Annotated in this window: 15 protein-coding genes; 1 reads left to right on the top strand and 14 read right to left on the bottom strand. The window is 34.2% G+C overall.

Going from position 1 to position 12,168, the window contains the following annotated elements; genetic code table 11:
* The 13 genes from rsmD to miaA all read right to left on the bottom strand — a co-directional run bounded on the left by rsmD (position 1) and on the right by miaA (position 11,439).
* Entirely contained in the window at positions 1–558 is a 558-nt protein-coding gene (gene rsmD, locus C683_RS05790) for a 16S rRNA (guanine(966)-N(2))-methyltransferase RsmD (protein WP_009491951.1), read from the bottom strand.
* A 3-nt stretch (positions 559–561) separates the two neighbouring features.
* Positions 562–870: a DUF2129 domain-containing protein gene (locus tag C683_RS05785; protein ID WP_009491950.1), complete on the bottom strand. Its 309-nt coding sequence runs from the start codon at positions 868–870 to the stop codon at positions 562–564.
* Positions 821–1,279: a YlbF/YmcA family competence regulator gene (locus C683_RS05780; protein ID WP_009491949.1), complete on the bottom strand. Its 459-nt coding sequence runs from the start codon at positions 1,277–1,279 to the stop codon at positions 821–823. The genes C683_RS05785 and C683_RS05780 overlap by 50 nt, the downstream gene beginning before the upstream one ends.
* A 7-nt stretch (positions 1,280–1,286) precedes the next feature.
* A complete protein-coding gene (locus tag C683_RS05775) occupies positions 1,287–2,510 on the bottom strand; it encodes an FtsW/RodA/SpoVE family cell cycle protein (RefSeq protein ID WP_009491948.1) in 1,224 nt (407 codons plus the stop codon).
* A gap of 51 nt (positions 2,511–2,561) precedes the next feature.
* A complete protein-coding gene (gene coaE / locus C683_RS05770) occupies positions 2,562–3,191 on the bottom strand; it encodes a dephospho-CoA kinase (RefSeq protein WP_009491947.1) in 630 nt (209 codons plus the stop codon).
* Positions 3,161–3,979: a DNA-formamidopyrimidine glycosylase gene (mutM, locus tag C683_RS05765; RefSeq protein WP_009491946.1), complete on the bottom strand. Its 819-nt coding sequence runs from the start codon at positions 3,977–3,979 to the stop codon at positions 3,161–3,163. Before mutM ends, coaE begins: the two co-directional genes overlap by 31 nt.
* A 1-nt stretch (position 3,980) precedes the next feature.
* Positions 3,981–4,931 (bottom strand): DHH family phosphoesterase, encoded by a 951-nt coding sequence (locus C683_RS05760; RefSeq protein ID WP_009491945.1) that lies wholly within the window; start codon positions 4,929–4,931, stop codon positions 3,981–3,983.
* Positions 4,932–4,940: 9 nt separating this feature from the next.
* Positions 4,941–6,242: a DRTGG domain-containing protein gene (locus C683_RS05755; RefSeq protein WP_009491944.1), complete on the bottom strand. Its 1,302-nt coding sequence runs from the start codon at positions 6,240–6,242 to the stop codon at positions 4,941–4,943.
* A gap of 45 nt (positions 6,243–6,287) precedes the next feature.
* Positions 6,288–7,982, bottom strand: a complete 1,695-nt coding sequence (locus tag C683_RS05750; RefSeq protein WP_009491943.1) for a ribonuclease J — start codon at positions 7,980–7,982, stop codon at positions 6,288–6,290.
* A 140-nt stretch (positions 7,983–8,122) separates the two neighbouring features.
* Positions 8,123–8,581, bottom strand: coding sequence for a DUF805 domain-containing protein (locus C683_RS05745; RefSeq protein ID WP_009491942.1), 459 nt, complete (start codon positions 8,579–8,581; stop codon positions 8,123–8,125).
* Positions 8,582–8,590: 9 nt separating this feature from the next.
* A complete protein-coding gene (locus C683_RS05740; protein WP_009491941.1) occupies positions 8,591–9,295 on the bottom strand; it encodes a Bax inhibitor-1/YccA family protein in 705 nt (234 codons plus the stop codon).
* 12 nt (positions 9,296–9,307) lie between these two features.
* Complete coding sequence (hflX, locus tag C683_RS05735) at positions 9,308–10,543, bottom strand: GTPase HflX (RefSeq protein ID WP_009491940.1); 1,236 nt, start codon at positions 10,541–10,543, stop codon at positions 9,308–9,310.
* Positions 10,528–11,439, bottom strand: coding sequence for a tRNA (adenosine(37)-N6)-dimethylallyltransferase MiaA (gene miaA, locus C683_RS05730; RefSeq protein ID WP_009491939.1), 912 nt, complete (start codon positions 11,437–11,439; stop codon positions 10,528–10,530). The genes hflX and miaA overlap by 16 nt, the downstream gene beginning before the upstream one ends.
* 121 nt (positions 11,440–11,560) lie before the next feature.
* Here miaA and C683_RS06515 point away from each other — a divergent pair, with 121 nt between their 5' ends.
* The gene (locus C683_RS06515) at positions 11,561–11,731 is read left to right on the top strand and encodes a DUF3042 family protein (RefSeq protein ID WP_009491938.1); all 171 of its coding nucleotides are present in this window, start codon (positions 11,561–11,563) and stop codon (positions 11,729–11,731) included.
* Between the two features lie 35 nt (positions 11,732–11,766).
* Here C683_RS06515 and C683_RS05725 read toward each other — a convergent pair whose 3' ends face one another.
* The gene (locus C683_RS05725; protein WP_009491937.1) at positions 11,767–12,162 is read right to left on the bottom strand and encodes a rhodanese-like domain-containing protein; all 396 of its coding nucleotides are present in this window, start codon (positions 12,160–12,162) and stop codon (positions 11,767–11,769) included.
* Between the last annotated feature and the right edge of the window lie 6 nt (positions 12,163–12,168).

Below are 12,168 nucleotides of genomic sequence, written 5' to 3'. Positions count from 1 at the left end.
CTATTCATCCTTTTCATATAAGACAATTTGAGTAATACCATAAGTAGCACGACGGCGACAGTATAATCCTGCAATTTCATCAGGTAACTCTACGGTTTTGGCATCGACTTCGCACATAATAATACCCATATCGCTTAATAATTGATTTTCCATAATAAAGGTTAATTGTTTCTCAATTTCTTGTTTTGCATATGGGGGATCTAAAAAAATCAAATCAAAGCTTTGACGTTGAGCTGCAAATTGTTGCAATGCTTGATTTGCATCCTGTTTTAAAATCACTGCTCGGTCAGCACAACCTACCAATTCCATATTTTCTTTGATGACTTTAATTGCTTGATAATGATGATCAATACAATACGCTTCTTTCATACCGCGAGACAAAGCTTCAATTGCTAAGCCTCCACTTCCACTATATAAATCTAAGCATGTTCCTCCATCAAAGTAAGGGCCAATCATACTGAATACAGCTTCTTTTACTTTATCTGTTGTGGGACGAGTTTGTTTTCCTTCTAAAGATTTCAAACGACGACCACGATATTCTCCAGCAATGACTCTCATGTGTTATTTTCCTTTCTTTTCTTCTGAATAATCTAAACGAATTTCATCTTTTTTAGAAGGTTCTACTTTTAAGACAAAATGTTGTTGTTCTAAGGCAGAAATAATTTCGTCCTCTTTTTCTTTTTCCACATAAATTAACGCATATTGATTCTTTTTGGAAACATAATGAATCATTCCGTACGATTTAATATGACGAATGTATTTTAGTCGTTTCACAAAAACACATAAGCCAATACGTTTTGTGCGTTGAAATTCACTTTCTCTAATGGTGGGTACTGTGTCCATGACAGTTTCCTTTACAGTTTCGTTCACCCCATAAACCTCCTCCCTCAATCATAATTGATTCATCGATGGTGTGAACCATTTTCTCTATAACAGTATAATATAGTTTTTGCCAATCCAAAAGCGCACGACGATAAGCAGCTACTTCTGGTAAACAATCATACGCTCTTTTTTGGGCATAAAATGCTCTTCTTGCTTCTTTATACCCTGGAGCATATTTCCCATATTCCGCAATTTGAAAAAATTTCTTTTGAGCATCTACCACTGCTTGATAGCTCATTTCCACTTCTTTATTTTTTAATTTTTCCTCTGCTTTTTTATAATTTTGATAGATTTCACTTTTAAGCAGTGCCTGACTTAATTGATCTACACTTTCTTCTAATTGAAAATATTCTTCATTATAAATCATTGATAAAAAAAGATGGACGAATCCGTCCATCCCCTCCTTATTCGAAAATTTTTAAACGTCTTCTTTTCTTTGTGGATAAACGATAATCTCTTTCGGTTGCACTTACGTTTAAGGCTAAGCCAACTCCAATCGAAAGAACAATTAAACTCGAACCCCCTTGACTGATAAACGGGAGTGTTACCCCAGTTAAAGGAATAATACCAACTAATCCACCTAAATTGATAAACATTTGAATAAAGATCATCATACTAATTCCGATACATAGATAAGAATTAAAACGACTTTGTGCTTTAATTCCAATGTATAAAATACGAAGAACTAACAATAAAAGTAGGCCGATAATGAAAAGACCAAAGAACATTCCTAGTTCTTCTACCGTAATGGAAAAGATAAAGTCGGTTTGTGCTTCAGGTAGGAATCCTTTCTTTTCAATACTGTTTCCTAAACCTGTACCAAACCAACCACCATTACTTAACGCATAGTAAGAATTAATTAACTGATGTCCTTCTCCTCTAGCATAATCAAATGGATGTTGAGCTACTAAAAAGCGCGCTTTTTGATATTCTTGCATCGGTAAAATATATGGTAAAAAGAAAATCCCCAAAACCGCTACAACATAGAAAAGTAATGTCGCGGCTCCTGAAATTTTTGGACTTTCTCCATTACATACCAATAACGCTAAAATTAAAAGTGCACAAATAACAACCCCACCATTATCTGGTTGTAAACGAATTAATAGTAATCCAAAGAAAGTAAAGAACCAAAAATGCCATTTTCTAGCAAAGGTCCAAAACTGACGATAAGTCAAATAACGAGCCATCATAATTACTAATGCTAATTTAAATAGCTCTAAAGGTTGGAATTGGAATCCTGGTAAAGAAATCCATCCTTTCGCCCCATTAATTCTTTGACCAAAAAGTAAAACATAGACTAATAGTACTAAAACAAAATAAAAAAAGTAATTGACGAGTCGACTATCTCGGAAAACCTTAATTTTCATTGTGTAAATCACGCCAATTAAAATCAACGATAAAATAAAAAAGATTAATTGTTTACTTGCGGAGCTCCACATCGGTAATCCTTCTTGTAAAAGACGATAAGAGCTGGCACTATAAACCATGATTACCCCTGTAACTGATAAAATCAAATAAGGAAGTAAAATAAACCAATCCACTCGTAAAAATTTATCTCGAATTTTTTGTTTATGTTGATGTTTTTTTGTTTCTTCCTCTTTTTTTTCTTCTTTTGAAATGATACTCACCCCAATCACACCACTTTTTACGCTTCAAATCGTTATTATTATAGCACAATATCAGGAGTGCATTTCTTTTTTTACTAATTTTTTAAGTTTTGGTAGGAGTTTTTGACATTGTTCTTCTGTTTCTTCCTTCGTACCATTATTATCAATTTGCCAAGTCGCTTGTTTTTGTTTTTCTTTAAGTGGCATTTGGCTTTGCATTTTTTGTTTCACTTCTTCTAAAGAACAATGATCTCTTTGTTGTAATCGCTCTTGTTGAATCGATTCTTGGACATGAACCACAATAATGGCATCCATATCTTGGTCATAATTTTGTTCAAATAATAATGGCATATCAAAAATTAAATGCGAAGCTTGACTCTGATCAATTTTAGCTTGGAACCCTTGTTGTAAGTATTGAGCCATAATTTGATCTAATTTTTGTCGTTCCGTTTCATCGGCAAAAATATGACGACCTAATTTTTTTCGATTTAAAGTCCCATCTGTGTGTAAATATTCTTTACCAAAAGTTTGGACAATTTCTTTTAATGCTGGAGTTCCTGGCAAAACAATTTCTCTTGCGACACAATCTGCATCTAAGATTTCCATTCCTTCTTTTTTTAGATATTGAGCCACTGTGGACTTGCCACAAGCGATATTTCCTGTTAAGCCAATTAAGATTTTATCGGTTGACAGTTTGGACAAAAGTGCGTCCCCCTTCCTCCAACTTTAATTTTTTCAATTGGGGTCTGACATCGTGGACAAGGTTCTCCTTTTTTTCCATACACTTGTAATTGTTTTTGGTAAGCTCCAGACTTCCCTTCCGCATTTTTATAAGTGTGGATTGTTGAGCCTCCTGCTTCAATGGCCGCCTGCAAAATTTCTTGACTCGCTTTTAAAATACTTGCACTTTCCTCTTTTGTAATTTCATTCGCTTTTGTTTCAGGATGGACTTGAGCTTTAAATAACACTTCATCGACATAGATATTTCCTAAGCCACTAATTACTTTTTGGTTTAGTAATACACTTTTAATGGCTGAACGATATTTTTTTAGTTCTTGGTAAAATTCTTCTTCGTTTTTATCCCAAGGCTCTTTTCCTACATGGGACAAGGCTGTAATCAAAGCTTCTTTATTTGGTAAATAGCACATTTTACCAAAAGCGCGCACATCTTGATAACGTAACTCTTCTCCATTGTCTAAAAGAAAACGAACATGCGTATGTTTTTCTAGAGGCTCGTCTTTTTTTGTCACTCGATATTTTCCTTCCATACGTAAATGACTTAATAAATACCCTTCATTCAAAATAAAAATGATATATTTTCCATGACGAGCAATTCCTTTTATCGTTTTTCCAACCATTATTTGGCGAAAATCTTCTTCTTTTCCTTCAATAATCGAAGGTCGAGTAATGATTACTTCTTTAATCATTCTGTTTTGTACTAAAGGACGTAATCCACGGCAAACGGTTTCTACTTCTGGTAATTCTGGCATCTTATTTCTCCTTTACAACCGCTTTTAATTCTTCAATGATTGCTTCTGTTTCTTCTAAAGAGTAAGCATTTGCGCCACTAGCTAAAGGATGTCCTCCTCCTTCATGAGCTTTAGCCACTTCAACGATTGGCAATTCTTTAGAGCGTAAGCGACAACGGTAATTTCCTGGATGAGCTTTCTTTTCTAAAAATAGTACCCAAACTTTTACTTCTTTAGCATTCCCCATTAAACCAACACAAGAAGCTGTATCTTCATGCTCTAAGCCAAATTGTTCAATCAATTCATTGGTAATATAAAAATAACCCACTCCTTCTTCGGTGCATGTGAAGTGGTCTAATAAATAACCTTCTAGTTTTAATACTTTACGTTCTTTTTCGATAAATTGACGATTTAGTTTTGCGACATCAAAAGGTTGTTTTACTAATTCACTTACGACTTCAAAAGTGTGACTTGTTGTATTGTTAAATAAAAAGCGACCTGTATCCCCAACAATTCCTGCATAAAGAAGATAAGCTACTTTTGGAGTTAAAGTTAATTCTTCTTTGAATTGATGATAAAAATCATAAATAATTTCACTTGTACTACTTGCTTTTGTATCTACCCATTCTTCATCTGCATAATGATCTTCATTAGGATGATGGTCAATTTTTAATACTTTTTTAGCTAAAGGTAAAAAATCTTTTCCATCAAGGCGATCAAGATTGGCAGTATCGGTTGTAATCAATAAGGCATCTTGAAAATCTTCTTCTTTTACTCGATCCATTTGATTCAAATATTGTAAATCTTTAGACATAGAACCAAAGCATAAAACTCGTTTATCTGGAAAAGCTTGACTTAATAAAGTTGCCAATCCTCCTTGAGAACCTAAAGCATCTGGGTCTGGATGGATATGACGGCAAATAATAATTGTTTGTGCAGCTTTAATTTCTGTCCATAAATTTGTAAAATCCATAAAATCCTCCTAAACAATATGTGCTACAAAATAAGCTTTTGTAACGACTTCTTTACTATGATAAATTTCTACTTCCATTTTAATAAAATTTTGTTGCATCCCTAAAATTTTTGCTTCTAATTCAATTTCTGCAGCTACTGGAATTGCTTTAAAAAAATGCACATTTAATTCTTCTAATTGTAAATCATGCGCAATGTATTCTTCTTGTACTTTTCTTTTAGCTACAGCTACAATTAATTCTGTTAAGACACTTTCTGCCAAAGTACCATCACTATGAATCATTCCTGGATGTACTTTAGCAGCAAAACGAAGATGACCATCTACTGTCATACGTTCTTCTAAAATGGTATGGAGCGTATCAAAAATTGTTTTTTGTTTTAAATGTTGATTTTGTTTTCGTTTTTCAATGCCTTCTAGCATCATTTCTTTAGAAACGAGTCCATCAATCACCCCATTTTCTTTAACTACAGGTAAATAAGAAAACTCATCCCAAAGCAATAAATGAGCTACGCTAGCTACATTAGAATGATTGCGGACAAAAACAATCTTTGTTTGCATAATTTTCCCTAATGGAGTATTACGAGGCTTCCCTTTTACTTCTCGTTCACTCACTAGTCCTTCTACCCTTTTTTGAGCATCCACAATTGGAATTACTTTTTGGTTTTGGCAAATCGCCTCATAATCAGCGACCGTATTTTCTTTTTCTAAAGTAATCGTTTGTTGCACTGGAATTTTGACATCTTTTACTTGAATAATTGATTGCATCAATTTTTGTTCCCCTAATGCCTTATTGATCATTGTTGCTACAGTAAAAGTATCATAATTCGTTCCAATCACTGGAAATTGATAATATTCACTAGCTGCTTTAATTCCTTCACTAGGTGGGAAACCTCCTGTAATTAAAACTGCCATTCCTTGTTTTAAAGATTCTAATTGAATATATTCTCGATTCCCTACAATCATTAGAGCATGAGGTTTCATGAATTTTTTCATCGTTTCCTCTTCCATTGCCCCAATCATAAAATATTCTAATGGCTTTTCTAAATAATCTTTACCACTATATACAACCCCATCAATCATTTTAACAATATCTGCATAATGAAGTTCTTTTTTGAATGATTCATTACTGATACGCACAGTTCCTACACGTGGAATAGTAGAAACAATTCCTTCTTCTTTTGCTTTTTGAATTCCACGGTAAGCGACTCCTTCACTCACATGTAATAATTGTGCTAATTGACGTACAGAAATCTGTTGCCCGGGTGTTAAGTTCCGAATATATTCTTGAACATGATCTTGTTTTTTTGACATCTCATTCCCCCTAACAAAAGAAAGACTGGAAATCCAGTCTTTCTTTTATGATTTATGACGACGTTTTCTTTGTGGATTTGCTTCCATAATTACAGGTAAAATTACTGGACGGCGTCTTGTTTGTGCAAATAAGAAACGACTTAATTGGTCTTTAATGTCTTGCTTCATATCTGCCCATTCAAAGTCATCCTCTGCCAAATAATGCTCAATGATTTGCGTGACCATTTGACTCGCTTCTTTTAACAATTCTTTACTTGCTTTTACATAGACAAAGCCACGAGAAGTAATTTGCGGTTTTGTAATAATCTTTTTCGCTTTGCGATCGATGGTTACCACTGTAATAAAAATTCCATCTTCAGATAAAATTTTACGGTCTCGTAAAACGATATTTCCGATATCACCAACACCTAACCCATCAATCATGACATTTTCTGCTGGAACAGAACCTGTCATAACAAATTTTTGTTTTTTCTCATCCCATTCAATAATATCGCCACAAGAAGCAATAAAGATATTAGACCAAGGCATTCCTTGCTCATGCATAATATCTGCATTCGCTTGTAATTCACGATATTCGCCTTGGATTGGCAAACAACTTTTTGGTTTTAATAGGTTATAAAGTAAACGCAAATCATCAGGATCTCCATGTCCAGAAGCACGGAAATCACCATACACTGCTTTTACATCTCCACCAGCTTTATAGATTAAGTTTTCTGTTTGAACTACAAAAATTTCCATAGCTAAAGAAGGAGTTGTCGCAAGATATACTAAATCTCCTTCTTTAATATTGACATGACGATGTTGTTGTTTGGCCATTTTTTGAATTGCCTTAATCGGCTCTCCCATATTGCCTGCTTCTAAAATCACAATTTCGTCATCTGGATATTTTTTCATTTGCTTTAAATTAATAATCAAATCATCACTTGGCACTTCTAATTTTCCAAGATCAATCGCAATACGTAAAATTTCATTGATGTTTCCATCCATAATCACTACTTTGCGATAAGATTGATAAGCTGCATTTAAAATCTGTTGAATGCGTTGAATATTTCCTGCCACACAAGAAACGATAATACGTCCTTCCCAATAGCGGAAGGTTTCATTCATTGATTCTTCAATTTGACGTTCACTTGCTACAGGTTCTGGGTTATCCGCACCTGTTGAATCTGAAAGTAGTAATAATACTTCTTGACTTCCAATTTGAGCTAAATGGACATAATCTGTTTGGTACATTGGATTTGCACTTTGATCAAATTTGAAATCTCCAGTATAAACAATATTTCCTTCTTTAGTATGAACGACAATTCCTAATGAATCTGGAATGGAATGAGTCGTTTTAAAGAAAGAAATGGTCGCACAAGAAAAATCGATTTCTGTTCCTTCATTTACAACATGGAAATCATTAAATTTTTTCGCTGGTGCATAATTACGTACATACATTTTTGCTAAAGCAATCGTTAATTCTGAACCAAAAACAGGTACTTGAATTTGTTCTAATAAATAAGGTAATGCGCCAATCGCATCCGCATGTCCATGGCTTAAAAAGACACCACAAACACGATCTTCATTTTCTACTAAATAGCGAAAGTCTGGAATAACTACATCGACTCCTAACATTTCTGTTTCTGGAATCTTCAATCCACAATCGCAAATATAAATATCTTGATCCACTTCAATGGCATAGAGCTTGCGACCATGCTCTCGAACGCCACCAAAAGGAATTACTCTAATTTTACTCACAGAGTTCCCCTTTCTTTACCTTTTTAGGTAATTTTTTTCTTCGTATCCTTATCAATGTTACTATTATAGCACGAGTTCGAAAAGAATAACAAAGACTCAACATAAAAAAATCCCTTCTCATAATTGAGAAAGGATTTTTTTTATTTTTGGAAAAAGATAGACATCCATGGATGATTTTTGTTTGCTTTTAGATGATGAGTAGGAATAAAAACACTCACCAATAAAACTAACCAAGCTACAATCTGAATTAGTGTTGCCCACCATTCTGCATGCGTTGCCAGTTCAGACATAAAGGTGCAATACCATAAAGCAAAGATGCTCAACCAACCAAAGTTACTCCATCCTGCATTACGCCAACGTTTTACTAACCAAACAAAAGATGGGTAAATTAGGATAAGATGTAGAATGATTAAAAAGCAACCTAACGTAGCTAAAAAGGAACCAAAGGCATTATCCATAAATAAATATCCCGCTAAGCAAAGCATTGCTAAAATAGGAACTAAACATAAGAAAGGATAGACCCAAAAGAATTCACTTCGTGTAATTTCTCCACGCCAATGGAATCCTTCGTGATAAAATTTCTTCCACGCTTCTTTCATCATATCCTCCTAATTATTATTATCACTGTTAAACACATCTAAAATTTGTAGTAAGTTAATAAACATCGCGATTAAATCCATGTATAGATTCATCGCACCATAAGTAGCTAATCCTGATTTTGTTTCTGAGTTTGCCATTTGATATAAACGGATAATCATTTGTGTATCATAAGCCATATATCCAGCAAATAAAGCTACAGAAACTAAAGAACAGAAGAAGCTTAAAGCACCACTACCTAAGATTAAGTTTACCAATAACGTGATAATGACTCCTAAACTGATTCCCATCAAGAAATTACGCCAAGCACTTAAATCACGTTTCGTTGTACGACCATAAATCGACATCGCAACAAACATTAATGCTGTAACTAAGAACGCTTGTGCAATTACTTTTGGACTGCTCACAATCGTTAAACCAACGGTCAATGTTAACGCATTGATGATACTATAAACCATATACATCATCATCGTTCCAGAGGAATTGCCACTGTAAGCACGATGTCCAGCAGAAATTACAAGCATAATTTCTACGATACAAAGTACTATCCATAAAATAGTACTATTGGCAAAAGCAACTAAAACATTAGGCATGAAGTAAATTAAAATAAAACTTACTAATGCACTAACACCAACTCCTAAGGCAACTTTGGCATATACTTCACCAAAAAAACGATTTAATCCAGTAGTATTCGCTTCAATAATTCGTTGATTCATTAATATACCCTCCTATTTTTCATATAAATATGCATATTTTTGATTTCCATATCCAGTTATATTATACGTTTCTTCTTCTGAAAACTCCATTTTTTCAACTAAAGTAAACTCTTGCAATGCATATAGTTTTTGTACTTCAGAAACAGGAAGAGAATACGTATAAGGTTGCCAAATTTCTTGTAAAAATTTGATAATTCCTGTTTCGATTTCTTCTTTTGCTCCTCTTTCTTTTAAAGAAAGGCATAAGTGCGGAAATTGAGTAGGAACAAAGTCTCCTGCCACTTGGTCCATTTTATTATAAATAGTTAATACAGGAATAGACTGACAACCTAATTCGTCTAGTAAACGTAGTACCGTCTTTTCTTGCTCATCTCGTTCTGGGCTACTAGCATCTACAATATGAAATAAAAGATCCATATTTTGTGTTTCTTCTAAAGTAGAATGGAAAGCTTCCACTAAAGTTGTTGGTAAATCTTGGATAAATCCTACCGTATCAGTAAACGTCATTTTCAATCCTTCTTTTAGACGATATTGACGAGTCAATGGATCTAACGTCGCAAATAATTCATCTTTTTCATAGGTTTCTGCTTGTGTTAATACGTTTAAAAATGTAGATTTCCCAGCATTTGTATATCCTACTAACCCAATATTTAAACCACTATTTTGTGTTCGATTTTTACGTGCTAGTTCACGATGTTTTTTGACTTCTTTTAATTCTTTTTGAATTCGGAGTTGTTGACGGTGTAAGTGACGACGATCGGTTTCTAATTTTGTTTCTCCTGGTCCACGAGTCCCAATTCCTCCTCCAAGTTTTGATAGATGACCATTCATCACTGTTAAACGAGGTAATAAATAATCAATTTGCGCTTTTGCGACTTGTAATTTTCCTTCTTTTGAACGAGCACGTAAGGCAAAGATATCTAAAATCAATTGCGTACGGTCAATTACACGGCAAGGTAAAATTTCTTCTAAATTCGCTAATTGACGAGGAGTTAGACTTGTATTAACCACCACAAGATCAATGTTTTCTGCGATTACTTGCTCTTGAATTTCCGCAATTTTTCCTTTTCCTAGCACGGTTTTTTGATCGATATCTTCTCGATGTTGAATATTTTCAACAATGACTTCTCCTTGTGCGGTTTCTACTAAACGTTTTAATTCTTCCATGGAAGATTGAAAATGTTCTTTTTCTTTTTGGGTATACGCACCGCAAACTAATACTCGCTCTTTTGTTAATTTTTCAACCATTCTTGAACCTCTTTTTCTACTCTCTCTTTTTCTCCTTCTTGCCAAAGATCAAGCCAAGTTCCTGATAATCGATTACGGAACCAAGTTAATTGACGTTTGGCATATTGACGAGAATGCTGTTTCACATCATTAATTGCTTCCTCTAAAGAAATCTCTCCTGAAAAATAAGGCATAAATTCTTTATAGCCAATTCCACGACTACTTTGGACAGGTCCTAACATCTGTACCCATTGCGCTTCGTCTAATAGTCCTTCTTCCATCATCAAATCCACTCGTTGATTAATTCGATCATATAAACGTTCTCGATCCGTATTCAAAATAATCAATTGAAAATCATAGAGAGGTTGTGGTGTTTCTTTTTGTTGGAAGCTTTCTCCTGTACTTAATACTACTTCAAGTGCTCTAGCTACACGACGACGATTATTGGGATGAATCGTTTGTGCTGTTTTTTCATCTCGCTGTTTTAATTCTTCCCACAATTCTTGAGCTGTTTTTTCTTCCTGCCATTGAGCAACTTGTTCTTTTACTTCTTTAGAAATCGTTTCTTCTTTTGTTCCTAAATGGAAATCATAAAGTAAAGATTGCAAATACAATCCCGTGCCTCCTACAATGATTGGTAGTTTTCCTTTTTGTGCAATTTCTGCAATTGCTTTTCTTCCATCTTTTTGAAAATCCGCTACACTATATTCTACTGTTGGTTCTTTATAGTCTAACAAGTAGTGGGGAATCCCTTGCATTTCTTCTGGTTTTACTTTTGCCGTACCAATGTCCAATTTTTTATACACTTGCATGGAATCTCCACTAATAATTTCTCCGTTCCATTTTTTTGCCCATTCAATAGATAATGCTGTTTTCCCTACTGCTGTAGGTCCGGCAATTACCAATACTTTTTGCAATCCAATTGCTCCTCTCTTCTATTTTCTCTTATCTTATCATTTTCATTTATAGAAAAACAAATATCATAGATTTTCCCTCTTTATTCTTGGTATAATAAAAAAGAAGAAGGAGGGATTTGTAATGAAAAACTTTACTAAAGGATTCTTATCTGGTGCTGCCGTTTTAGGTGCTGGCGTTGCTGCTGCCCTTTATGGGGTGAAAAAAACAGTCATTGAACCGGTTGAAAAGAAAGAAGAATTTGTTAACGAAAACCGTAAAAAAGCAATGCGTAAGAGTCACGCTCGTTCATAAAAAAGACCTCAAGAAGCAATTCTTGAGGTTTTTTCTTATTGTGTTTTTTTCACGCGGCCTGTCCATTGATCAAATCCGCCTTTTAAGACATAAATATTGCGGAATCCTTGTTTATACAAAACATTAACAGAACGTGCTTCCATTCCTTTTGTTTGAGCGTATAAGTAGATTGGACGATCTTTACGTAAAGATTGACCTACCTCTTTTAACATACTATATGGGAAATTACGTGCTCCCATAATGTGACCTGCATTGAAAGAATCTCTTTCTCGTGTATCAATTAATTGTTGATTTTTACTTTGTACACGGAATTCTGCTTCTTCTAGCTGTGTAGCTTTACGTTTTAAACTTACATAAACATAAAGCATATTCGCTAATAACCCTACTAAAATAATAATTAAAATTAAATTCACAACGGCAATGACTGACATGTTTTT

It is taken from the genome of Catellicoccus marimammalium M35/04/3, from assembly GCF_000313915.1.
In the GTDB taxonomy this organism is placed as follows: Bacteria; Bacillota; Bacilli; order Lactobacillales; family Catellicoccaceae; genus Catellicoccus; species Catellicoccus marimammalium.
Note: the sequence above shows the minus strand (reverse complement) of the source record. Positions and strands in the feature narration are given on the sequence as shown.

Excerpts from the sequence above, each read along its gene's own strand:
- C683_RS05740 (WP_009491941.1), bottom strand. The coding sequence starts at position 9,295 with ATGAATCAACGAATTATTGAAGCGAATACTACTGGATTAAATCGTTTT.
- mutM (WP_009491946.1), bottom strand. The coding sequence starts at position 3,979 with ATGCCAGAATTACCAGAAGTAGAAACCGTTTGCCGTGGATTACGTCCT.
- C683_RS05725 (WP_009491937.1), bottom strand. The coding sequence starts at position 12,162 with ATGTCAGTCATTGCCGTTGTGAATTTAATTTTAATTATTATTTTAGTA.
- C683_RS05755 (WP_009491944.1), bottom strand. The coding sequence starts at position 6,242 with ATGTCAAAAAAACAAGATCATGTTCAAGAATATATTCGGAACTTAACA.
- rsmD (WP_009491951.1), bottom strand. The coding sequence starts at position 558 with ATGAGAGTCATTGCTGGAGAATATCGTGGTCGTCGTTTGAAATCTTTA.
- C683_RS05780 (WP_009491949.1), bottom strand. The coding sequence starts at position 1,279 with ATGGACGGATTCGTCCATCTTTTTTTATCAATGATTTATAATGAAGAA.
- C683_RS06515 (WP_009491938.1), top strand. The coding sequence starts at position 11,561 with ATGAAAAACTTTACTAAAGGATTCTTATCTGGTGCTGCCGTTTTAGGT.
- C683_RS05745 (WP_009491942.1), bottom strand. The coding sequence starts at position 8,581 with ATGAAAGAAGCGTGGAAGAAATTTTATCACGAAGGATTCCATTGGCGT.
- C683_RS05760 (WP_009491945.1), bottom strand. The coding sequence starts at position 4,931 with ATGGATTTTACAAATTTATGGACAGAAATTAAAGCTGCACAAACAATT.
- hflX (WP_009491940.1), bottom strand. The coding sequence starts at position 10,543 with ATGGTTGAAAAATTAACAAAAGAGCGAGTATTAGTTTGCGGTGCGTAT.